Consider the following 20,722-nt stretch of genomic DNA (forward strand, 5'->3'; position numbering starts at 1 on the left):
CGTCCCGCCGCGAGGATTTATGGGTTCTACCGAAAATTTCGCCTTCCTGTTACCGGTCATGATGCTGACCTTCGGCTGCACGTTTCTCATTGTCGGCCGGTTCGGGTCGCGAGAGGCGAAGCTCTGGGGGCCGGGTTATCTCTTTGCCGCCGTTGCCTTTTTGATGCCGCTGACGGCGGGTGCGCTGACGGACCAGTATGCCTCGCTGATTGCCGATGCCCTGTTTCTTGCGGCTTTCTTCTTCTATGGCGGCGCGCTGCTTGCCCGCTTCGGGCGGCCGTCCTATCTGCGCTGGCGCCTTGGTTTCACGCTGGTGACCTATGCGGGCATCCTCTATTCGTCGCTGGTTGCCGAAAGCATTCCGGCCGAATTGCTGCTCGACGATCTCGGCTGCGCCGCTCTCCTGACCTTCGGCATCATCGAGAGCCTGCGCCGCATCCGCCACGGAGCCGACCGGGTGCTGCTTGGCGTCTCCGGCCTCGTCGTTGCCGAAATCCTCGTCCGCAATGCCGTCCTGGTTTTCATCGCGCCCTCCTATGGTGGTCCTGATGGTTTTCTTGCCTCGCAATATGCCTTCTTCATGCAGGTGGGCGCCTCGGTTTTCGCTCTGATGTTTGCGCTTTCCGCGCTTGCGGCGTCCACACTCGATATGATCAACGCGCACCGCGATGCCGCCGAGCGCGATCCGCTGACGGGTATGCTGAACCGGCGCGGCTTCGACAGGATGGTGGCCGACAACGGGCGCACCGAAGGCGCTGTCATCATCTGCGACATCGACAATTTCAAATGGGTCAACGACACCTTCGGCCATGGCTCTGGTGATACTGTCATCCAGGCCTTTGCCGAGATGCTGCAGTTGCGGCTGCCGGAAGGCGGCTTTGCGGCGCGCTTCGGCGGCGAGGAATTCGTGGCCTTCCTGCCGGCAACGCCGCTGGTTTCGGGCGCGGATTTCGCCAACAGGGTGCGGCTTGCCTTTGCCGGCGCCGACCGCAAGGCGATCGGCTTCGACGGCAAGATCACCGCAAGTTTCGGTGTCGCCGGCACCAGTTCGGCCGATCATTCCCTCTATGAGCAGATCGCCCGGGCCGACAAGGCGCTCTATGCCGCCAAGGAGGCAGGACGCAACAAGGTGATGGTCGAAGGCGAGCCCCCCAGCGACATGTCCGGACCGCGTCTTTATCGCGCATCCGAAAAGCACGGCTGCTGAGCGATCGGGTCTTGATTGCCCGGAAACCTCCGGTAAATGGTGCGTTTCCACCCATTTCAGTATTTGCTACAGGATCAGCCCATGCCCTTTTCGCTCAACCCGGCCGCCTTCTGGCCGGTGATCATGCTCGTTGTCTCCAATGTCTTCATGACGTTTGCCTGGTATGGGCACCTGAAACACAAGGGCAGCGCGATCTTCCTCGCCATCCTCGCCAGCTGGGGCATCGCCTTCTTCGAATATTGCCTTGCAGTGCCCGCCAACCGCATGGGCTCGGCGGTCTATTCCACGGCGCAGCTGAAGACCATGCAGGAAGTGATTACCCTGCTGGTGTTCTCGGGTTTCTCGGTCTTCTGGCTTGGTGAGAACCTGACCTGGAACCATGCGATCGGCTTTGCTCTGATTGCGGTGGGTGCTTCGTTCATTTTCCGGGGTTGAATCCAACGATTTCAACAGATTACAAATCGTCCATGTCGGGAAATCGCCGCATTTCCTACACCCTGCCGTCGCAATTGGCTGAGACCTTGTCACCATCAGGTGATGAGGAGGTGAACGGTCATGAGCCTGTCTTTTCCGACGATGGCGGCAATCCGTTTCGGTTACGGGTTGCGGCCGGGCGAGACCCCGCCGCAGACGAAGGATGATCTGATCGGGCAGGTGATGCGCGGCGCGGATATCGTGCCGGGCTTTCCGGTCGGCGGTGTCGAGGCGCGGCATACTGCGATCCTCGATCTGCAGGACCGGTTGCGACAGATCCGTCAGGCCGATGGCGACGATCTCGCCCGCCGGCAGCAGCGGCGGCTCCTGCAGCGTCGCGCGCAAATGCTCTTCCAGATGGATGCCAATGCACGGCTCATGCAATCGGTGCTTTCGCCCGACGGTTTCAACGAACGGCTGGCGACTTTCTGGACCAATCATTTCTCCACCAGCGCCAACAAGAGCCTGCCGATGCGGCTGATCGTACCGCTTTACGAGGCCGAAGCGATCCGTCCTTACATGGGCGGCAAGTTCGCGACGTTGCTGCGCAGCGCCACCGAGCATCCCTCCATGCTGATCTATCTCGATCAGGCGCAGTCGCTGGGGCCGGATTCCAAGGGAGGCATGCGGCGCAACAAGGGGCTGAACGAAAATCTTGGCCGCGAACTTCTGGAATTGCACACACTCGGCGCCGGCAGCGGTTACACGCAAGCCGACGTGCGCTCGGCGGCCATGGTGCTGACCGGGCTGACAGTCGACCAGGAGGAAATGGAGACCGCCTTCCGGCCGCAGATCTCCGAGCCTGGCGAACATGAGGTGCTTGGTGTGAGCTACGGCGGGGCGAAGCGCACGCGCAAGGATTACCTTGCCATGCTCGACGATCTCGCGGTCAATCCGAAAACGGCCGAGCATATCAGCCGCAAGCTCGCGGTGCATTTCATCTCCGACCAGCCGCCGCAGGAGATGATCCAGGCTATGAGCGAGGCGTGGAAGAAAACGGATGGGGAACTGTCCGCCGTCTACCGCGCCATGCTCAACCACCCGGCCGCCTGGCGGGACGAGGGCGCCAAGGCGCGCCAGCCTTTTGATTATATCGTCACCGGGCTTCGGGCGCTGAACAGCGGTGCTGACACCGGCGATGTCGCCGCCTTCATGCAGGCCTATCGGCAGGACGATACCGACAGCGACGACATGATGGCGACGCCGAAAAAGGATGCGGYGCCCGCAACCGACGGACAGGCGATGATGCAGGCGCCGCCAAGCCCTGACGACGAGGCGCGCATGAAGCGTCGCAAGGCTTTCCAGATGGCGCGCTCGCTCGGGCAGGGCGCTCTTCGCCGCATGGGCCAGCCGACATGGCTGCCGCCGAGCCCGGCCGGCTTCGAGGAGAATTTCTCCGCCTGGATTACCGCCAGCCAGCTTTCCGAGCGGTTGTCATGGGCGCGGCGCGCCAGCGCCCAGTTCGGCAGGGATGTCGATCCGCGCGAATTCCTGAAGGCGACGCTGGCCGATGCCGCCCGCGACGAGACGATCCGTGTCGTCTCGCAGGCGCCGAACAGGACCAGTGGTCTGACGCTGGTTCTCGCTTCTCCCGAATTCAACCGGCGATAGAGGATCTCCGTTTTCTTCAAAATACGGACATCCTCTATCTCTCTCTTTTCACGCAATTCCGGACGCAAACCACTTAAGCACTTTTGCTGGAATTGCTTTAGGAGCCCGTCATGACAGAGTTTACGCTTTCCCGCCGCGGTTTCCTCGCTTCCGCCTGCTGCCTGGCCGCAGCGCCTGTTTTCACGCCCGTCACCTTTGCGGCGATGCCCGGCGACAAGCGCTTCGTGACGATCGTGCTGCGCGGCGCGATGGACGGGCTCGCGCTGGTGCAGCCCTATGGCGATGCCGGCTTTGCGGCCTTCAGGCCGACGCTCTCGCTGACGCCGGACAAGGGGCTCATCGATCTCGACGGACATTTCGGGCTCAATCCGGCGGCGGCCGATCTCATGCCGCTCTGGAAGGCGAAGGAGCTTGCCTTCGTGCATGCCGTCTCCACGCCCTATCGCGACCAGCGCAGCCATTTTGACGGGCAGGACATGCTGGAATCGGGCGGCGAGCATGTGGCAGAGGAAAAGACCGGCTGGCTGAACCGGGCGCTGGCCGTCATCCCGCGCTCGGATGCGAGGAAGGCGATCGACGTCAACACCTCCACCGAATTGATCCTGACCGGGCCGAACAATGTCGATGTCTGGGCGTCGGACTCCAATCTCGGGCCGGCCAAGGATGAGATGCAATTCCTGATGCGGCTCTATGCCGGCGATCCGGCTTTCGCCAAGGCAATGGACGAGGCGATGCGGGCCAACAGCGCCTCCATGATGGCTGAGCCGACAGGCCAGCGCGGCGAGAAGATCACCGATGTGGCGGCCCTTGCCGGCAACATGCTGAAAGGCGATTACCGCATTGCCAGCTTCTCGATCACCGGCTGGGACACGCATGTCGGCCAGCTCGGTCAGTTCAAGCGGCCGGTGCAGGATCTGGCGCAGGCGATCACGACACTGAAGGTCACGCTCGGTCCCGATCTGTGGTCGAAGACGGTGGTGCTTGCCATGACGGAGTTCGGCCGCACGGTGCGCGAGAATGGGTCCGGCGGCACGGATCACGGCACAGGCGGCTGTGCAGTGCTGGCTGGTGGTGCGATCGATGGCGGCAGGATTCTCGGCAAATGGCCGGGGCTCGCAGACGGCAGTCTGCTCGACGACCGCGACCTGATGCCGACGGCGGATGTGCGCGAGCTTGCTGCGGCGATGCTCTACCGGCAGTTCGATGTGTCGGCGGAGGATCTGACGGGGAAGATTTTCCCGGGGCTGAGTTTCGACAAGGGATCGCAGTTTTTGCGGGCTTGAGCGCTCTCACCCTGAAGCTGGAACGCAAAGTGAGAGGGTAGGCGCGCCAATCCCTCTCAAATTACACCGGGAAGCTGAAAAGCCGACCGGTCAGATCGCCTCATCCTCTGCCCCGCCATTGACCTGAAGGCTATTCAGCACGGAAAGAATGCCCTGCCAGCTCTGATAGCCCGAAGTCGGGTCGCTGGCTCGGCCTTGAGTTTCGATCTTGTCGACGGCGTTACTGGCAATGCCGAGGAAATCCCGCGAGGTATTGTCGTAGGCGGATTTTTCAGCGTCCGAGAAGGGGATGAGAGTCCCGTTCGGCCCGACCTTGCCGAGCGGCACGCCGGACAGTTGCAGTTGAAGGACCTGTGCGAGGTCGAGATCGCCGGAATCATAGAGATCGCCGGTGAGATCGCGCATTTCGGCTGGCGTCATGTGGGTGAAAYCGTAGGAGCCGCCTTCTTCTTCGCCCTCGGACGTATCCTGATCGACCGGCTGGCCGATATCGTCGAGGCTGGCGGCGAAAGCCGAACCGCCGGCTGCGCCCTTCTTCTGGGTCGAAAACGCGGAATAGCTTGGCGTGCTTCCATCGATGCGCATGGGTAGTCTCCTGATCCGGATCATCCTGATGCGCCGGACAATGCTTGCCTGTACTTGCGCGAAGCTGGTCGAGGGGCGGCATTGTTTTTGAAGATCCTGCCCCAAATCCCGCCCCGCAAGGGGGAGGGGCTTTTTTCCTCAAATCAAATCGTAAAGCCTGAAAATCCAGGTGATCTGATAGATGAGTCCCGCGCTGACAAACACCGCATGAAACCGCCGGTTCGCCGTCCACGCCGCGACAATACAAAGGACGATATAGAGGGCATTCCTCAGCGGATATTCCCACCCGAGTGCTGCCAGATAGGCTTTCCCCTTCAGCAGCGTATCCAGAAAATCGACCGCATAGGTCACGGCCAGCATGCCGAAAAACCATCTGCGCCGTGAGATGAAATATTCCTCGTAGCCGCCGTAATCCTCGATCGTCGTCGGGAAGATCAGCACGCAGAGGAAGAAGAACAGGCAGCAGAAGCTGATGAGGAAGAGGTAGACGCCGAAGGAGATGACGGCGAGCGACTGCAGCCGATATTCCCACCACCAGAAATGGATGATGAACAGGAACATCGAGGCGACCCAGCCGAGATGCACCCAGTAGACCCTGAACTTGCCGGGCGACTGCACGATGCCGCCGAGGCCGGTCAGCAGGCGGGCGAGCGAGAGGCCGATGACCATCGACATCACGGTGCGGATGTAGACGTAAACCTCCGGTGTCGCCGCCGCCTGCATGATGTCACTCCTGCGGGACGACCTTGGGTGTTCCGTCTTCGTCGAGCGCCACCATGATGAAGGTGCCGGCGGTGACCTTTTCCTGCTGGTTATAGCGCGAGCGGTGCGCCCAGGCTTCCACGCGCAGCGTGATGGAGGTGCGGCCGACCCGCTCCACCTCGGTATAGATCGACAGCGTATCGCCGATCTTGACCGGCAGTTCGAAGGCCATTTCCTTGACCGCGGCCGTCACCACACGACCCCTGGCGCGCTCGGCGGCGCGGATGCCGCTTGCAAGGTCCATCTGCGCCATGACCCAGCCACCGAAGATATCGCCGGCCGGATTGGCGTCTCCGGGCATGGCGAGCGTACGCAAGGTCAGTTCGCCTGTCGGCTTGGCGGCATCGGTCATCAAGGGCTCCTCATCTGGCCGGTGATTCATTTGGAATCACCCTAATGCAAAGGCCGGGCGGTGCGAAGGCCCGCAAAACCGGCTGTTCCGGGCGGCCCCGCAAAAAATATCCGCCGGCTGCGCAAAATTCCCAGCCGTTAAAATTTGGTTCGAATTCAAGTGCTTGATCTAAGGTTGGTGCTGCGCCTGATTGCCTCACGTTACGTTATTTCGTCATATTCTAATCAAGCTTTACCGTCCGGTAAGCGGCCTCCATCAGTATCTGCTCATTGTCACATATGAGAGCCGCCGGAACCCCATGCGCAACATCAGGATTTCAACCCGCCTCTACAGCCTCGTCGCCTTCGCGCTTGCCGTGCTGGCCGCAACGATGATCTTCTTCCTCAACTATTCCTATCGCCAGCTCGAGGCCGAGCGCAAAGCCGGTCTGGCGCAGATGGACGCCACGGCGCTTGCGATCTTCGACAAATATTACAAGCTGGAGCAGGCGGGCACGATGACCCGCGAGCAGGCGCAGTCTGCTGCCAAGGAAGTGATGGCTTCCATGCGCTACGGCGGCGGCACCGGCTATTTCTGGATCAACGACATGCATCCGACCATGGTGATGCACCCGGTCAAGCCTGAGCTCAACGGCACGGATCTGTCGCAGAACAAGGATCCGAACGGTAAGTTCCTGTTCGTCGAATTCGTCAATACGGTGAAGGCGAGCGGGCAGGGCTTCGTCGATTATTACTGGCCGAAGCCGGGCGCCGATCAGCCGGTCCTGAAATATTCGCATGTGGCGGGCTTTGCGCCCTGGGGCTGGATCGTCGGCACCGGCGTCTATGCAGACGACCTTGCTGCTCTTTACCGCCAGAATGCGATATGGGCTGCGGCGCTCTGCCTGCTCGGCGCCATCGCTACGCTCTCCATCGCCTATGCAATCGTGCGCAGCGTTACCTCGCCGGTTGCCCGGCTGAAGACGGCGATGAATGCAATTGCCGATGAGGATGCCTCGGTCAATATCACCGATGCCGACCGGCGCGACGAGATCGGCCAGATGGCGAAATCGCTGATCGTGCTGCGCGATTCCGTCGCCGAGCGTGCCGAGCTTCGGGTTCGCGAGGACGAGCGCCAGCAGGAGATCGAGGGCGAACGTCGCGGCAACGAGGCGAGCCTGCGCTCATCCTCCGAACGCCAGACTGCGGCGATGCAGGCGCTCGGCGCCGGGCTGGAACGGCTTGCTGCCGGCGACCTGACCGTTGCGATCGACGATATTGGCCAGGATTATGCCAAGCTTCGCAGCGACTTCAATGCTGCGGTCGATGCGTTGAACGGCGTCATCAACGCGATCGCGGAATCGAGCCACATCGTCAATGACAGCGCCCGGGATATCAGCCAGGCGACCGGTAATCTTTCCAAGCGCACCGAACAGCAGGCTGCAGCACTCGAAGAGACCGCAGCCGCCCTCGACGAGATCACCGCGACGGTTCGCACCGCCTCCGAACGCGCCAACGAGGCTCGCAATATGGTGGCGGAAACCAAGACGAGCGCGGGCAAATCCGGCGAGATCGTCCGCAACGCCGTCTCGGCCATGAGCCGCATCGAGGATAGTTCGAGCCGCATCAACCAGATCATCGGTGTTATCGATGAGATCGCCTTCCAGACCAACCTCCTGGCGCTGAACGCCGGCGTCGAGGCCGCACGTGCCGGTGAAGCCGGTCGCGGTTTTGCAGTCGTGGCTCAGGAAGTGCGCGAACTGGCGCAGCGCTCGGCCAATGCGGCCAAGGAGATCAAGGCGCTGATTTCGAGCTCGGCAACGGAAGTCCAGGGTGGCGTGGCGCTGGTGCGCTCCACCGGCGATGCATTGGTCGAGATCGAGGCGCTCGTCAACCGCGTCAACGCCCATGTCGACTCGATTGCCACCGCGGCCCGGGAACAGGCGACGGGGCTGCATGAGATCAACACTTCCGTCAACCACATGGACCAGATGACCCAGCAGAATGCCGCGATGGTCGAGGAGACGACGGCTGCGAGCCAGACGCTGGCGGAAGAGAGCCAGCAGCTGCGGTCGCTCTTGTCGAAGTTCCGGTTGCGAGGGCAGGCAGCGCAGGGTGCTCGGTACGAGCGGGCTGCTTAAGGACCCGGGCGGCGTAACGATCGGGCCACAGTGTTATTCGCTGTGGCCCGTTTCTTTTGTCGCAAGGAAATTCCAGTCAAAATATCGGGGTCATATCGGCGCAATGCGCAAGGTTTTTTTGGACACAAATTCGCTTTGCGTCAGTATATGATTGCACTTTACTTTAAGTGAAATTTAAAGTTTTATTGCGTTTCATCTGGTTCGGTTTTTGGTGTTTATGATGGGCTTTCTTCTAAGAAGTCTTGCCGTCGTTTTCATTACATTTCCACTTTCTTCGTGTATATCGACGATATCGTCTTATGACGAACAGACGGACGCTGCGGCCACGCAACTCCAGAAAGACATCGACACTTTTCTGGTGAAGATGAGTTCGTCGCCTTCGCGCAGCGATCGTTACTTCTCTGCCAATCAGCATTTCTATCAGAAGGCGGCGGTCGATCTCGACTCCCTGGAGATCAGGACGGAGTCGATCAATGCGAACAGCCTGACGGTCGAGCAGGTCAAGCTCATCAAGGAGAATTTCGCTTACATGACGCTGCTGCACAAAGGCTGCGTGACGGCGCCGCTGACGGATGCGCAGAAGCATACGGTTCAGACCAACGGTATCGATGTCAGCGTTAGTTGTCGGGTTGAATATGGCGCGACAGTGGAAGCGGCCGATCGCGGCAGCTCCGCCTTCAACCCGGTTTTCGTCGGGCCAATCAAATCGCTGTTCGATATCGAATTCGGCGCAATACTGAAACTGGAGCTGGAAAAGAAGAAGCTCGGAGGAGGAGCATCATGAGCCTCGACGTCGCCGGACTCGGCAGATCCATTCTTGAGGCGTTCAAGGGTATCCTGAAAGACGGTTGGGCCACCGTGAAGGAATATGCGAAAGGCGAAGCCAAGAAGCTGGCGCAGACGCTCGCGCAGATCACCAAGCTCTACGTGACCGGGCAGGTGTCGAAGGCAGAGGCCAGTGTGCTTCTGGAGATGCATAAGAATGCAGCTCGCGCTGTGTTTCTGACCATTGAGGGAATCGGCCTCATCACGGCGCAACGAGCTATTGATGCTGCGCTTGGCGCAGTCGCGCAGGTTGTAAACGGGGCGATTGGTTTCCCGCTGATTTGAGGCTGTCTGCAGCCGTTCTCAAAAAACCTTCCGCCTACGCCCGCGTCGGCGTGCCCTGATGAAAGAGCAGCTGCCATCTTCCTCCGTCATGTTTCCAGATGGAGCTGCGCAGCACATGCCGTTCTGATCCGTCCGCCTGCCTGCGCCATGTGCGGTAGGTCAACAGCACCGCATCGGCTGAAATCGGTGTCAGCGCGTAGTCGGCGGACTGCAGCTCCCCGTCCTCGGCGCTGTCTTGTTCCTGCAGCAGGAACTCGATCACGACATCGCGGCTGTAGACCCGACCCGACGATCCAAACTCGTGGAAACCCTCGGCGAGCAGCTCTTCGAGCGCATCACTGGAATGGCGGACATCCCGGCGGTGCAGGGCTTCTTCGCGGGCGCGGATCTCGTCAATGCCGGGTTCGATGGTGCTCATCTCATCTCTTCCCAAGATTTGCCGACAACCCGGCGACGGGAGCATGAGGCTGCAACTGCTGCCGGCGCTGACACTTTCCTGATCGTTCGATAGTTGCAGTCATCGGAAGGCCTTGCCTGTGAAATTTGACGATTTCGCGAATAACATACTGAGCAAAATGATTTATCAGGAGTCATATATTCAAGTACAAGGAGAATATCATTGCAAACACCCTGCCGATATGCTTAATCTAAGTTGTACTTGAGAGGCGAGATATCAGGGCAGCGATTGCTACCGACATAAAAGCCAGTACACTTCTCCGCATCCCATACATATCCGAGACCATTGTCACGGCCGCCTTGCTGCGGCCGTTGTCTATTTCCCGCAATTTTTGGTCGGCGAATGACTATCCGCCGCCTGCACACATCCGCATCCAGCCGCTGCCACTCAATCTCATCGCTGCCAACGTGCATACGGAAACCTAGATTTTCGCCATCGCATTCCAGCTTTGTAACCGAGGGAKGCCCGAAATGGCCCAGAGCAAGCATGGTTCGCCCGTGAGGGGCATGGATAACGTCGCGCAATCGAGCGTTCGCGACCAGAGGTTCGGGCGCATGTTCCGCAACCTGCCGTCCGCCGCCTATACCGAGGACGCGCTCGTCGATCTCGCAAAGACGATGTTTCAGGGGGAGTTCGCAGAGAAGATCGAGAAGCACGAGCCTGTCGATGTGGCGCTCAACGAGAAAGAGCCGGAAGACGAGAACCCAACCATTCCGGCCGGCTTTACCTATTTCGGCCAGTTTCTCGATCACGACATTACCTTCGATCCGGCCTCATCGCTCGATCGCTTCAACGACCCCGATGCCTTGCAGGACTTTCGCACGCCGCGCCTGGATCTCGATTCGGTCTATGGCTCGGGACCGTCGGACCAGCCTTTCCTCTATGAGGAGGACCAGTTGCACATGCTGCTCGGGGACGACAAGGATTTCGACCAGGCGCGGAAGAAGCGTCCCGACCTGCCGCGAAACACCGCAAAGATCCGCCGTGCGCTGCTCGGCGACAAGCGCAACGACGAGAATGTCATCGTCTCGCAGCTCCACACCACCTTCCTGAGGTTCCACAACAAGGTGGTCGATACGCTCGGCACTCGTGATTTCGAGCTCTGTCAGCAGACGGTGCGCTGGCACTATCAGTGGATCGTGCTGCATGATTTTCTGCGGCGTATCATCGGCCGGGAGACATATGAGCGCGTCATCGTCGGCAAGGGCGAAAAGCCCAATATCCGCTTCTACAATCCGCAGGGCCGCTACGCTTTCATCCCTGTCGAATTCTCGGTTGCCGCTTATCGCTACGGTCATTCCATGGTGCGGCCGAGCTACTCCCTGAACAGGATCGTCAAGGCGCCTAATCCCGTGCAGCAGCCGTTCAACGGCAAGCAGGCGACGTTCAATCGTATTCCGATCTTCTCGCTGATGGATGTGGCGCAGCATCCGCTGGCGAATTTGAACGGTTTTCGCGAGTTGCCCGGCTTCTGGGCGATCGACTGGTCCTTCTTCTTCGACGGGGTCACGCCCGATGGACCGCCGCCTCCAGGCGCCGTGCTGCCGCAGCCCTCCTACAAGATCGATACGCTGCTGGTCGATCCGCTGACAAGCCTGCCCGATCACCAGCAGGAGCCGATCAAGATCCGCAGGGCGCTTGCGGCTCTCAACCTGCTTCGCGGTTGGCGGCTTGGCCTGCCGTCGGGGCAGGCGGTCGCGCGGCACATGGAAATGGAGGCGCTGACGGACAAGCAACTTTTCGACAGCGAGGATGCCGATGTGAAAGCGGCGCGCGGCAAGGTGCTGAGACAGAATCCCGGTATCTTCGAGGGCAATGCGCCGCTGTGGTTCTATATCCTGCGCGAGGCGGAGATAGCAGCCGACAGCAAGCATCTCGGACCCGTCGGCGGCACGATCATCGCCGAGGTCATCGCCGGCCTCATCGCGGAAGATCGCCATTCCTTCCTGGCGCAATGGCCGAAATGGCGGCCGACATTGCCGGGTAAGGAGAGGGGGCATTTCACGATTGCGGATCTGATCAATTTCACGAACGGGTAGGCTTGGGTGGCGGCGCTGCCCAAAGCAAGGCTTGCGCTACGGGATACGCCGCCATCATTCCTACCGGCATGCAGATACCTCTCTGACGAGTGCGAACGCTCCTGATCGGTCATCCTCCACACGTAAAGCTTTCATTCACCGTTTTTAATTAAATTTGAATCGAGGTTTTCCGATCACAAACCGCATGCGGAAGCGATAAGTATGGCGTTTATCTCCCTTCTCCGGCGTATCGCCCTGCCAGTCCTGCTTTCCACGGCGTTGACGACCTGTTCGATCAGCGATGGGCTGGTGCCGCCCGAGAATGTCGATAGCAGCACGCGCGTCAGTTCCATTACGCCGGCGCACGGCGCGGTGCGCATGGCGCCGGTCCAGAGCCAGCAACCCTATCCCGTCGCGAGAGCGCCTGTCGGCAATACGCAGGGGCAGATCGACTATCTCGATACGCCGAACCTTGCTGGCTCAGGCCAGCAGATGCGCTCTCCGGCGCAGCAATCCCAGCCCTTAGGCATGACACAGCAGGGGCAGCGGCGCCTGCCGATGATCGACAGCGATGAAGCCATGGCGCAACAGAGCCCGCAACAGGCATCTAACGGCAACTGGGGAGGCGTGCAGCCGCTCGCCGTTCCCCAGGGCGGTGTCAACATGGATGAGGAGCTCGGTGCCGGGCCAGGCAATCAGCCGGTCGTCGGCCTGGCGCAGGAGCAACAGCAGCAGATCGCCGAGGGCAATGCCACCGAGCCTGTCGTCGACGGCATCGGCACGGAAAATCCCACCCAGCTCAATCAGCGGAACATGCCGCAGCCGGTTGCCGCCGCGCAAATGAACCGCGCGCCGATGCGCGCTGTACAGGGCAACCGCGCGCAGACATGGAATGACGGCAGCCCGGTTCTCGCCCCGACGCGCGTGCCCGAAGAGGACGAGCCGGAAGAAGTCGCCATGCTGCGGCCGAACAATCCGATGATGAGCGAGCCGGCAGCGCCCGTCGATCCCGGCGTCATGCCGTCTTCCGAATTGTCATGCCGGCGTGAGCTGAAGCGCATGGGCGTGATCTTCGAGGATCGCCCGCCGATTTCCAACGGGCCTTCCTGCCAGGTGCCCTATCCGGTGTCGCTGAAGGGCCTCTCGGGCAATATCGGCGTCAAGCCGGCGGTGGTCCTGAACTGCCAGGTGACACTCGCCTTTGCCAAATGGGTGAAGAACGAACTCGCCCCCTCGGCCCGCTTCCGTTACTGGACCGGTATCAAGACCATCCAGCCGCTCGGCGGCTATTCCTGCCGGCGCATGAATAACAGCCGCCAGCGATACAATCCGATTTCGGAACATGCCAAAGGCAACGCCATCGATGTCGGCAAGTTCGTGCTGAAGGACGGCCACGAGATCGACGTGCGCAAGAAGGGCCTGTTCTCCTTCCGCGAAGGGCGGCTGCTCAAGGCCGTGCGCAGCGACAGCTGCAAATATTTCAACACGGTTCTTGGCCCGGGTTACAATCCGGAGCATTGGAACCATTTCCACTTCGACCTCATGTCGCGCAGAAGCGGAAGAGGTGTCTGCAAATAGGCTGACATCAGGAAAAGGTCTGCGTGACCTCGATGGTGCCGAGATCGCGGCGACAGCTTGCGCGTCCTTGAGAAGATTTGCGCGACATCGAAAATTGGTTCGACTGACAGAAGCCCTTCGAAATTAAAGCGCTCTCGCAAGCCCTTGCAGACGACGGCACAAGCGGTCAGATTGCCGGCATAGCGTAAGCAATATTTTCAAAGTCGCACCATCATGACCGGCATTTTCCTCCTGCTCATCGGCTTTCCGGGCACGGGCAAGTTCACCATCGCCAAGCGGCTGAGCCCACTGTTTTCAGCGAAAATCATCGACAATCACTGGGTCAACAATCCAGTGCTCGGCGTCCTCGACCACGATCCGGCAAAGCCGCTGCCGGCGGAGATATGGGAGCAGACGGGCAGGGTGCGGCAGACGGTGCTGGATACGATCGTGACTTTCTGCGCGCCGTCAGACAATTTCATCTTCACCCATGCCGGCATTCAGGGCGACGAGCGCAGCCATCGCACCTTCCGGCAAATTGCCGATGCCGCCGAGAAGCGGGGATCGCTGCTGGTGCCGGTGCGGCTTTTCTGCGAGGCGGAGGAGCTGGCGCGGCGTGTCGCGATACCGGAACGGCGCGAGCGGCTGAAATCGGTGAATGCCGAGGCCTCGCGGGAGCGGAGCGGGACCTTGGAGGTGCTCGACCCCGAGCATGCGAATACGCTCAACCTCGACGTCACCGCCATGTCGGCAGAGGTGAGTGCGGATGCTGTTCATCGGCATGTGCAGGCTCTCTCGAGCCACCTCCGCAGCTAAACGCGCGGCCGACGCTTCAGCACGTCCTCAACATCAGGTCCGAAAGGCCCTGCTGGAAACCTGGATCGGATTCTGGCACGGGTCTTTGGCGTTGGCATAGACATAGCCGTCCGCCTTGTGGACCGGCCCGAATATCAAACCATTTCCGGCGCATTCGGCGCAGAATGCCTCGATATCCCTGACATCGAAAACCAGCTTGACGGTTGACTGGCCGCTGCGCTGCCTCTTTGCGGCCTGATGCAGCATGATGTTGGCGCCGCCATCCTGCGAGACCAGCTCGACGATCCGGTCGCCAGGCAATTGCATGGGCTTGAAGCCGAAATGCGTCTCGTAGAATGTGGCCGTCTCCTCGATATCGCCAGCATAGATCACCAATCGGTTCAGTGGCACGACAGCCTCCCATGACGTCTCGTTCGATGCGCCTGCAAGGCACTCGCGGCGGAGTCTGCCATGGCGCGTCCGGCCGGAACAGGCCGATTTTGTCTGCCTTGCCACAAGCCCGCCAGATATCCTGACTTGCGCCGGAAACCATTGCCGTGGTGAGCAGTTAGGGACACTCAGCCTGATCCCGGGCATGATCCCGGGGGATGAGGCGATTGCGGGGATGGATGGAGATCGGCGATCTCAGGCTCCTGGCGGGAAAGCATCTGCTCATTGTCGAGAGCGGTGATCTGGTTGCCGACGAAGTGCGGCTTGCGCTGGAGCAGGCCGGCGTCGTCATCGTCGGGCCTGCGTCGTCAGTGGAGATCGGCCTGGCGCTGCTTAATATTATCAGGATCGACGGCGCCATTCTGGATATCCGCCTCGAGGGCGAGACGGTGTTTCCGCTCGCCGAGCGGCTGCAGGATGCCGGAATACCCTTTGTTTTTGCGCTGTCTCATGTCGACGCGGATATTGCCGCGAAATACGGTGGCTACCGTCTCACCGAGAGCCTCACCGCACTTGCCGAGATCGCCAAGGCGCTCTTTGCACCGCGCGAAAACGGCGACTGAGGTTCGCCCGGCTTCGAATGCCGTCAGCATGCCTATTGTGCGGTATCGTACCAAGACATCAGGTTATGGAACGAACAGGAGCTGCATCCCTTTCCCTGAGCATCGGAGACCCTCGATATTAAGGGTTATCCGTATCGAGGCCCTCCATACCGAGGGCCAGGGAGCTGGACATGAAACATTCCCCCGAAATTCTTCAAGCGGAAGTGGTCACGCTCATTCCAGCGCTCAGGGCATTTGCCCGCACTTTTTACCGGACATCCACGGATGCGGACGATCTTGTGCAGGAAACGCTCGTCAGGGCGCTCGGCAATATCGAGCAGTTCAAACAGGGCACGAGGATGAAGTCCTGGCTGTTCACGATCATGCGCAATGCCTTCTGCACGCGCTTCCGGATCGAACAGCGCGAAACGCTCGGTTCGGATGAGTGCGTCTCATCACAGGGTAGCGTGCCGGCCGACCAGGAATGGCATCTGCGCGGCCATGAGCTGGAAGCTGCCTGCGGACACCTGCCGGAGCCATACCGCGCCGCGTTTTCCTTCGTCTTCGTGGACGGGCGCTCCTATGAGGAAGCGGCGAACCGTTTCCATTGCCCTGTTGGCACCATCAAAAGCCGGGTGAACCGCGCCCGCCAACGCATTGCGCACGATATCGGCTATTATCATTAGGCCGCATTATCGCCAGCCTATAATCGCTAAACGGTATCCCGCTGTTTCAGTTCGCCGATCAGCCGGCGATATTCCTGCTCAGCGCGACCATAGGAATCACCGGCAAATTCTTCGAGGCCCGTCCGGTTGCGGACAGCGACCATGCTCCGCTCCGACCAGATGAGTTGCCGGCCTTCCAGCTCATGCAGCGCGGTGGTGATGCTGGCACGTCTTACCGAGAGCATCAGGGCCAGGAACTCGTGTGTGAGGCCGATGTGGTCGCCGTCGAGGCGGTCGTGGCACATCAGGATCCATCGCGCCAACCGCGCCTCGATGGAATGATTGGCATTGGCAAGCGAGGTGGAGGCCGCCTGGACGATGAAGGTCTGGACATAGCGGTTCAGGAGCCTGCGGAGCGACGGCACGACCTCCAGCGCTTCCCGCAATGGGTCCACGGCGATGCGCGAACCGTGCCCTTCCACCTGCATGAAAATGTCGAAGGTCGCGTGCGTGCTGTCTAGGATCGGCGTCAGCGGCACGATGCCTTCGCGCCCGACAATGCCGACCTCGCTCGATCGTTCGCCCGCCGATCTCGCGATGATCGAGGCAATGCCGTCCTCGATGAAATAGCAATGTTTCACCTGCTGACCCAGGGCAGAAAGCGCAAAGCCCCGCGGCAGGGCAAGCGGCTCCAGGTAAGGGGCGAGGTGCCGTCTGGCCTCCTCGTCCATCCTTCCGAGCAATATGTTGTTGCCCACCGTATAAAGCGCCTTGTCCATGATCTTCCTCTTCAGTCTCAAGACTCCGGACTGTCGTTGAAGTTCCCGGTCGCAGCGGAATTCGGCGGTGATTCTGGTGGGAATGGCTATCGCCGTTCAACTTACGCGCTCCGGAGGCTCCAGACTTGTCACCAAATGGTGATCCTGTTTGAGGCAGTTGGAGCGCTTGGGCCGGAACTTTGTTCTGGTCGCCGCGTTCGCTGCGCGGAAACAGTCGATCCAGGGCAGCCCGCTATTCATCATGTCAGATTGGACCACACCGTTGCATATCCGGCTTCCGGGCCAGGTGAACCCGATTACCGTGCGTGGTACGGGCCATGCGGCAGCGCTCCTTGCCGAGAGATGGCCAGTCACCCACGGTCTGGCCTTCGAGCATGCTCTGGCCTCCTTCGCGGCCGTCTCGGAAGGCCAGCTTCTGCCCGACGAGGCGCGGGAAGCCTTCATCGAAGCGGCGGATGCCGCAGGCGTCAACTGGTCGAGTGAGGACGAAGCCTGACATTGCCGTCGCCTGATGAGGGCAGGTGGTGTGGTCGGCCATCAAATCAAGAGGTAATTTAGCAAGGAATTGTTAACCCTGTTCCGCCGATAAGTTCCTTCATCTTCCGGGTGCATGACGCATCGATTCTCCTGTCCAATGATCGCTTTCTCGTTGAATAACAGAGCTTTTGATGTCGTCGATCATCACGAACAATTCCGCCATTGGCGCACTTCAGACACTTCGCAACGTGAACGGCAGCCTTCAGGATACGCAGCATCGCGTCTCCTCGGGATACAGGATCGACAAGGCGGCCGACAACGCCGCCTACTGGTCGATCGCCACAACCATGCGTTCGGACAACAAGGCGCTCTCGGCAGTTTCGGATGCACTGGGCCTTGGTGCGGCCAAGGTAGACACGGCCTATACCGCGATGTCGAGCGCCGTGGACGTGGTAAGCGAGATCAAGGCAAAGCTCGTCGCCGCTTCGGAGAAGGGCGTCGACAAAAGCAAGGTGCAGGAAGAGATCGACCAGCTGCAGGATCAGTTGCTGAGCATCGCCCGATCGGCCTCCTTCTCCGGCGAGAACTGGATGATCGCCATCGACCTGACGACCCGCTCGGTCGTGTCCTCCTTCGTGCGCGACGGCAATGGCAACGTGAAGGTGACGCTGACGGATTACGTTGCCAGGAGCAGCAATCTCACTGATTCGAATACCATGTTCGGTGCCTGGGCGACCGGCGGCAGCCTCGAAAATCTCAATGAGGGCATACTCGGCACGAGTGCTGGAAAGTTATCCGGCCAGTCGGTCTACGCGCTCGACATCACGACGCTCACCACGTCAGGCGGCATCGGCAACGCGCTGCAGGATGTGGAGCAGGCGTTGGGCCAGATGGTTGCCACGGCTTCCGAGCTCGGCTCGCTGCAGAAGCGCATCGCCATGCAGGAGGATTTCGTCTCCAAGCTCGGCGATTCCGTCGACAGCGGCGTCGGCCGGCTGGTCGATGCCAATATGGAGGCGGAGTCATCCCGGCTGTCGGCGCTGCAGACGCAGCAGCAGCTGGCCGTGCAATCGCTCTCCATCGCCAACAGCGCGCCGCAGAACATTCTGTCGCTGTTCCGCGGTTAAACTGGGTGCAGTTTAACGAGGCGCAGCGTGAAGAACGTAGAGGTTTAGCAGGTCCTCATTCCCTCCTCGTGCAGGCACGAGGGCGGAAGAATGACATGGAGCTTGTTGTGGCAGCGCCTCGTCGAGCAGAGAGCGGGCTGACCTTTCGCGTTGACATAGACTGCCATGACGATTGTAGGTTGCGTTTGTGGTTTCCCGAACAGTAGCCGCGCGCACCCGGTAAGGCGGTTCCCAGCGCGTCGGTTTTTCCATTTTGCGCGAGTCGATGCCGCACGGCAGACCCCGAAACCAGCCTTTTCCAGCGCCTGCCGGGATTCTTTTTGCGTCCTGCATTTTGTGTGGAACTCTCTTCTCCTTCATGCGTTTGGCAGCATCTTTATGGAGCGATCGGGAGGAGATCATGCAACCGAAGATTATAACGGATGCACCTGTGGACCGCTGGATCGGTGCTGTGGAGCTTGCGATCGTGCAAAAGGCCTTCGACAAGCTTTGCGCCGAGCGCGGCTGGTCACGCGACTGCACAGAGGCGCGTGAACTCGCCCGCATAACAATCGACCTTTACCGGCAGGGCGCCGACAGCGAGCACAAGCTGCACACCATGCTGTCAGGTTCCGATTTCAAGACGCCGGCCCTGTGAGGGCACCATGAGCAATGTCGTAACATTCCCGCGCCGAAACCTCCGGTCGCAGCGGCCGTTCTATGTCGGCTCGACAAGGCAGGTGGAGGGGAGGATCGCCATTCTGGAAACGATCGCGAAGATCACCGTCCGCGACAGCGCCTTCACGCCCTATGAACAGGCGGCCCTACTGGCGAAGCTGAGAACAGCCATCCGGGCGGAATGCGTTGCACACAAGCTGTCGCCGGAAGAGCAATTCGAGACGATGCGCTATGCCGAGCGGCTGCTCGACGATATCCTCGAGAGCGTCAACGACTGAAGCAGATCCCTCCACGTCTTCTTGTTCCGCTGCCCTCTTCAGGCGCCATGCCGCAGTTGCGGAGCGCCATCTGGTCGTGCAAACATCAGGCCATGTTGATCCGACCTGCCAAAGCCGAAGACCGCAGCGCCATCTGGGCGATCCTGGAACCTGTCGTCCGGGCGGGCGAAACCTATACGCTCGATCGCAACATGAGCGAGGCCGATGCGCTCGACTACTGGCTCGGCTCCGACAAGGAAACCTTCGTCGCCGATGACGGCGGCAGCATCATCGGCACCTACTATATCAGGGCCAATCAAGCCGGCGGCGGCAATCACGTCTGCAATTGCGGCTATATGACCGCGCGCGAAGCGGCGGGCCAGGGTGTCGCGCGCATCATGCACCAGCACTCGCTTGCCCATGCGCGCCAGCGCGGCTTCCGGGCCATGCAGTTCAATTTCGTCGTCAGTTCGAACGAGCGGGCAGTGCGGCTCTGGCAGTCACTCGATTTCCAGGTGGTCGGGCGGCTTCCGGGGGCGTTCAATCATCCTGATCTCGGCTATGTCGATGCGCTCGTGATGTTCAGGGATCTCTAGGCTGCGGAACAAGACCGGGCAGCCATCCTGTCGGAGGGGTATTCACGAGGTCTGGCCGGATTCGGGTAGGGGAACAGCACCATGGAGCAGACATTGAGACGCACCGTCATGACGGTTGCGCTCCTGAATCTCGGCTATTTCGGCGTGGAATTTGCCGTGGCGCTGGCGATCGGTTCCGTCTCGCTGCTCGCCGACAGCGTGGATTTCCTCGAAGATGCTTCGGTCAATCTGCTGATCTTCTTCGCCATGGCATGGTCGGCAAAGAATCGGGCGCGGGTCGGCATGGGCATGGCGGGCATCCTGCTGGTGCCGGCGCTTGCCTTCCTGCTGATGGCATGGGGCAAGATTGCTCATCCGGTGCCGCCGCTGCCTTTGCCGCTGTCGCTTGCGGGACTTGGTGCGCTCGCCGTCAATCTCTTCGGCGCCTATATCCTTGCCGCCCACCGCCATGCCGCCGGCTCGCTGACGCGGGCGGCATTTCTGTCGGCCCGCAACGATGCGGCCGCCAATGTCGCCATCATCGCCGCTGGTCTGGTGACGGCCTATCTCTGGCATTCGATCTGGCCCGATCTCCTCGTCGGACTTGCCATTGCCTTGATGAACCTCGATACGGCGAAGGAAGTCTGGGAGGCGGCGCGGGAGGAGCATGAGGCTGTGCCTTAAGCTGCGTTTTCGAACGAAGCGGCCGACACGCAGAAAAAAGAAAGCCGGCCTAGGGCCGGCTTAGACGAACGCGGCTGAACAGAGGATACTGGCCGGTTCCTGGCATTTCGTGACTGATAATAAATTTCACTACAATGCCGAGGACAGCAGAAAGGGCGTAACGAGATCGCCGAGAGGGC

The 20,722-nt window shown here is 60.5% G+C and carries 24 protein-coding genes; 18 read left to right on the forward strand and 6 right to left on the reverse strand.

Annotated elements, in window-relative coordinates; translation table 11 throughout:
- The first annotated feature begins 19 nt into the window (after positions 1 to 19).
- From AC1D35_RS08605 to AC1D35_RS08620, 4 genes are all read left to right on the forward strand, one after another.
- Positions 20 to 1,207 (forward strand): GGDEF domain-containing protein, encoded by a 1,188-nt coding sequence (locus tag AC1D35_RS08605; protein ID WP_113507737.1) that lies wholly within the window; start codon positions 20 to 22, stop codon positions 1,205 to 1,207.
- An 81-nt stretch (positions 1,208 to 1,288) separates the two neighbouring features.
- On the forward strand, positions 1,289 to 1,642 hold the full coding sequence (locus AC1D35_RS08610) for a DMT family protein (RefSeq protein ID WP_113301528.1): 354 nt from the start codon (positions 1,289 to 1,291) through the stop codon (positions 1,640 to 1,642).
- Positions 1,643 to 1,762: 120 nt separating this feature from the next.
- Positions 1,763 to 3,292, forward strand: coding sequence for a DUF1800 domain-containing protein (locus AC1D35_RS08615; protein WP_477938517.1), 1,530 nt, complete (start codon positions 1,763 to 1,765; stop codon positions 3,290 to 3,292).
- Between the two features lie 110 nt (positions 3,293 to 3,402).
- Positions 3,403 to 4,575, forward strand: a complete 1,173-nt coding sequence (locus AC1D35_RS08620; RefSeq protein ID WP_113507735.1) for a DUF1501 domain-containing protein — start codon at positions 3,403 to 3,405, stop codon at positions 4,573 to 4,575.
- A 90-nt stretch (positions 4,576 to 4,665) separates the two neighbouring features.
- Here AC1D35_RS08620 and AC1D35_RS08625 read toward each other — a convergent pair whose 3' ends face one another.
- The 3 genes from AC1D35_RS08625 to AC1D35_RS08635 form a co-directional block, all read right to left on the reverse strand.
- Positions 4,666 to 5,160: a hypothetical protein gene (locus tag AC1D35_RS08625; RefSeq protein ID WP_477938518.1), complete on the reverse strand. Its 495-nt coding sequence runs from the start codon at positions 5,158 to 5,160 to the stop codon at positions 4,666 to 4,668.
- A 138-nt stretch (positions 5,161 to 5,298) separates the two neighbouring features.
- On the reverse strand, positions 5,299 to 5,883 hold the full coding sequence (locus AC1D35_RS08630; RefSeq protein WP_113307640.1) for a hypothetical protein: 585 nt from the start codon (positions 5,881 to 5,883) through the stop codon (positions 5,299 to 5,301).
- A 4-nt stretch (positions 5,884 to 5,887) separates the two neighbouring features.
- Positions 5,888 to 6,274 carry an acyl-CoA thioesterase gene (locus tag AC1D35_RS08635; protein WP_113301523.1) on the reverse strand — a complete coding sequence of 129 codons (387 nt, stop codon included), beginning with the start codon at positions 6,272 to 6,274 and terminating at the stop codon, positions 5,888 to 5,890.
- 298 nt (positions 6,275 to 6,572) lie between these two features.
- On the opposite strand from AC1D35_RS08635, the gene AC1D35_RS08640 reads away from it, so the two are divergent.
- The 3 genes from AC1D35_RS08640 to AC1D35_RS08650 all read left to right on the forward strand — a co-directional run bounded on the left by AC1D35_RS08640 (position 6,573) and on the right by AC1D35_RS08650 (position 9,503).
- Positions 6,573 to 8,393 (forward strand): methyl-accepting chemotaxis protein, encoded by a 1,821-nt coding sequence (locus AC1D35_RS08640; protein WP_113307641.1) that lies wholly within the window; start codon positions 6,573 to 6,575, stop codon positions 8,391 to 8,393.
- Between the two features lie 358 nt (positions 8,394 to 8,751).
- Positions 8,752 to 9,177 carry a hypothetical protein gene (locus tag AC1D35_RS08645; RefSeq protein WP_162805032.1) on the forward strand — a complete coding sequence of 142 codons (426 nt, stop codon included), beginning with the start codon at positions 8,752 to 8,754 and terminating at the stop codon, positions 9,175 to 9,177.
- On the forward strand, positions 9,174 to 9,503 hold the full coding sequence (locus AC1D35_RS08650; protein WP_113307643.1) for a hypothetical protein: 330 nt from the start codon (positions 9,174 to 9,176) through the stop codon (positions 9,501 to 9,503). The genes AC1D35_RS08645 and AC1D35_RS08650 overlap by 4 nt, the downstream gene beginning before the upstream one ends.
- Before the next feature lie 34 nt (positions 9,504 to 9,537).
- On the opposite strand, the gene AC1D35_RS08655 is transcribed toward AC1D35_RS08650, so the two are convergent.
- Positions 9,538 to 9,921 carry a DUF4440 domain-containing protein gene (locus AC1D35_RS08655; RefSeq protein ID WP_113307644.1) on the reverse strand — a complete coding sequence of 128 codons (384 nt, stop codon included), beginning with the start codon at positions 9,919 to 9,921 and terminating at the stop codon, positions 9,538 to 9,540.
- Positions 9,922 to 10,430: 509 nt separating this feature from the next.
- Here AC1D35_RS08655 and AC1D35_RS08660 point away from each other — a divergent pair.
- From AC1D35_RS08660 to AC1D35_RS08670, 3 genes are all read left to right on the forward strand, one after another.
- The gene (locus tag AC1D35_RS08660; RefSeq protein ID WP_477835151.1) at positions 10,431 to 11,999 is read left to right on the forward strand and encodes a peroxidase family protein; all 1,569 of its coding nucleotides are present in this window, start codon (positions 10,431 to 10,433) and stop codon (positions 11,997 to 11,999) included.
- A gap of 201 nt (positions 12,000 to 12,200) precedes the next feature.
- Entirely contained in the window at positions 12,201 to 13,556 is a 1,356-nt protein-coding gene (locus AC1D35_RS08665) for an extensin-like domain-containing protein (protein ID WP_113307645.1), read from the forward strand.
- A gap of 213 nt (positions 13,557 to 13,769) precedes the next feature.
- Complete coding sequence (locus AC1D35_RS08670; RefSeq protein WP_113307646.1) at positions 13,770 to 14,351, forward strand: GTPase domain-containing protein; 582 nt, start codon at positions 13,770 to 13,772, stop codon at positions 14,349 to 14,351.
- Positions 14,352 to 14,384: 33 nt separating this feature from the next.
- Here the strand turns inward: AC1D35_RS08670 and AC1D35_RS08675 are convergent, their stop codons facing one another.
- Complete coding sequence (locus AC1D35_RS08675; protein ID WP_113307692.1) at positions 14,385 to 14,741, reverse strand: VOC family protein; 357 nt, start codon at positions 14,739 to 14,741, stop codon at positions 14,385 to 14,387.
- 206 nt (positions 14,742 to 14,947) lie between these two features.
- Between AC1D35_RS08675 and AC1D35_RS08680 the strand changes: the two genes are divergently transcribed.
- Positions 14,948 to 15,343 (forward strand): response regulator, encoded by a 396-nt coding sequence (locus AC1D35_RS08680; protein ID WP_477852135.1) that lies wholly within the window; start codon positions 14,948 to 14,950, stop codon positions 15,341 to 15,343.
- 170 nt (positions 15,344 to 15,513) lie between these two features.
- Positions 15,514 to 16,008, forward strand: a complete 495-nt coding sequence (locus AC1D35_RS08685; protein ID WP_113307648.1) for a sigma-70 family RNA polymerase sigma factor — start codon at positions 15,514 to 15,516, stop codon at positions 16,006 to 16,008.
- 26 nt (positions 16,009 to 16,034) lie between these two features.
- Here the strand turns inward: AC1D35_RS08685 and AC1D35_RS08690 are convergent, their stop codons facing one another.
- The gene (locus AC1D35_RS08690) at positions 16,035 to 16,766 is read right to left on the reverse strand and encodes a Crp/Fnr family transcriptional regulator (protein WP_113307649.1); all 732 of its coding nucleotides are present in this window, start codon (positions 16,764 to 16,766) and stop codon (positions 16,035 to 16,037) included.
- A gap of 241 nt (positions 16,767 to 17,007) precedes the next feature.
- Here AC1D35_RS08690 and AC1D35_RS08695 point away from each other — a divergent pair, with 241 nt between their 5' ends.
- From AC1D35_RS08695 to AC1D35_RS08720, 6 genes are all read left to right on the forward strand, one after another.
- Positions 17,008 to 17,262 (forward strand): DUF982 domain-containing protein, encoded by a 255-nt coding sequence (locus AC1D35_RS08695; protein WP_113507724.1) that lies wholly within the window; start codon positions 17,008 to 17,010, stop codon positions 17,260 to 17,262.
- Positions 17,263 to 17,434: 172 nt separating this feature from the next.
- Positions 17,435 to 18,370 carry a flagellin N-terminal helical domain-containing protein gene (locus AC1D35_RS08700; protein WP_113307651.1) on the forward strand — a complete coding sequence of 312 codons (936 nt, stop codon included), beginning with the start codon at positions 17,435 to 17,437 and terminating at the stop codon, positions 18,368 to 18,370.
- 400 nt (positions 18,371 to 18,770) lie between these two features.
- Positions 18,771 to 19,007 carry a hypothetical protein gene (locus AC1D35_RS08705; protein WP_113301512.1) on the forward strand — a complete coding sequence of 79 codons (237 nt, stop codon included), beginning with the start codon at positions 18,771 to 18,773 and terminating at the stop codon, positions 19,005 to 19,007.
- A 7-nt stretch (positions 19,008 to 19,014) separates the two neighbouring features.
- On the forward strand, positions 19,015 to 19,305 hold the full coding sequence (locus AC1D35_RS08710; protein ID WP_113301511.1) for a hypothetical protein: 291 nt from the start codon (positions 19,015 to 19,017) through the stop codon (positions 19,303 to 19,305).
- 92 nt (positions 19,306 to 19,397) lie between these two features.
- Entirely contained in the window at positions 19,398 to 19,880 is a 483-nt protein-coding gene (locus tag AC1D35_RS08715) for a GNAT family N-acetyltransferase (protein WP_113307652.1), read from the forward strand.
- 81 nt (positions 19,881 to 19,961) lie between these two features.
- A complete protein-coding gene (locus AC1D35_RS08720) occupies positions 19,962 to 20,543 on the forward strand; it encodes a cation diffusion facilitator family transporter (RefSeq protein ID WP_113307653.1) in 582 nt (193 codons plus the stop codon).
- Positions 20,544 to 20,722 lie beyond the last annotated feature (179 nt).

Source organism: Rhizobium sp. P1_E6 (assembly GCF_056405875.1).

Excerpts from the sequence above, each read along its gene's own strand:
- AC1D35_RS08605 (WP_113507737.1), top strand. The coding sequence starts at position 20 with ATGGGTTCTACCGAAAATTTCGCCTTCCTGTTACCGGTCATGATGCTG.
- AC1D35_RS08610 (WP_113301528.1), top strand. The coding sequence starts at position 1,289 with ATGCCCTTTTCGCTCAACCCGGCCGCCTTCTGGCCGGTGATCATGCTC.
- AC1D35_RS08620 (WP_113507735.1), top strand. The coding sequence starts at position 3,403 with ATGACAGAGTTTACGCTTTCCCGCCGCGGTTTCCTCGCTTCCGCCTGC.
- AC1D35_RS08630 (WP_113307640.1), bottom strand. The coding sequence starts at position 5,883 with ATGCAGGCGGCGGCGACACCGGAGGTTTACGTCTACATCCGCACCGTG.
- AC1D35_RS08635 (WP_113301523.1), bottom strand. The coding sequence starts at position 6,274 with ATGACCGATGCCGCCAAGCCGACAGGCGAACTGACCTTGCGTACGCTC.
- AC1D35_RS08640 (WP_113307641.1), top strand. The coding sequence starts at position 6,573 with ATGCGCAACATCAGGATTTCAACCCGCCTCTACAGCCTCGTCGCCTTC.
- AC1D35_RS08650 (WP_113307643.1), top strand. The coding sequence starts at position 9,174 with ATGAGCCTCGACGTCGCCGGACTCGGCAGATCCATTCTTGAGGCGTTC.
- AC1D35_RS08655 (WP_113307644.1), bottom strand. The coding sequence starts at position 9,921 with ATGAGCACCATCGAACCCGGCATTGACGAGATCCGCGCCCGCGAAGAA.
- AC1D35_RS08660 (WP_477835151.1), top strand. The coding sequence starts at position 10,431 with ATGGCCCAGAGCAAGCATGGTTCGCCCGTGAGGGGCATGGATAACGTC.
- AC1D35_RS08665 (WP_113307645.1), top strand. The coding sequence starts at position 12,201 with ATGGCGTTTATCTCCCTTCTCCGGCGTATCGCCCTGCCAGTCCTGCTT.
- AC1D35_RS08670 (WP_113307646.1), top strand. The coding sequence starts at position 13,770 with ATGACCGGCATTTTCCTCCTGCTCATCGGCTTTCCGGGCACGGGCAAG.
- AC1D35_RS08685 (WP_113307648.1), top strand. The coding sequence starts at position 15,514 with ATGAAACATTCCCCCGAAATTCTTCAAGCGGAAGTGGTCACGCTCATT.
- AC1D35_RS08690 (WP_113307649.1), bottom strand. The coding sequence starts at position 16,766 with ATGGACAAGGCGCTTTATACGGTGGGCAACAACATATTGCTCGGAAGG.
- AC1D35_RS08695 (WP_113507724.1), top strand. The coding sequence starts at position 17,008 with ATGTCAGATTGGACCACACCGTTGCATATCCGGCTTCCGGGCCAGGTG.
- AC1D35_RS08700 (WP_113307651.1), top strand. The coding sequence starts at position 17,435 with ATGTCGTCGATCATCACGAACAATTCCGCCATTGGCGCACTTCAGACA.
- AC1D35_RS08705 (WP_113301512.1), top strand. The coding sequence starts at position 18,771 with ATGCAACCGAAGATTATAACGGATGCACCTGTGGACCGCTGGATCGGT.
- AC1D35_RS08710 (WP_113301511.1), top strand. The coding sequence starts at position 19,015 with ATGAGCAATGTCGTAACATTCCCGCGCCGAAACCTCCGGTCGCAGCGG.
- AC1D35_RS08715 (WP_113307652.1), top strand. The coding sequence starts at position 19,398 with ATGTTGATCCGACCTGCCAAAGCCGAAGACCGCAGCGCCATCTGGGCG.
- AC1D35_RS08720 (WP_113307653.1), top strand. The coding sequence starts at position 19,962 with ATGGAGCAGACATTGAGACGCACCGTCATGACGGTTGCGCTCCTGAAT.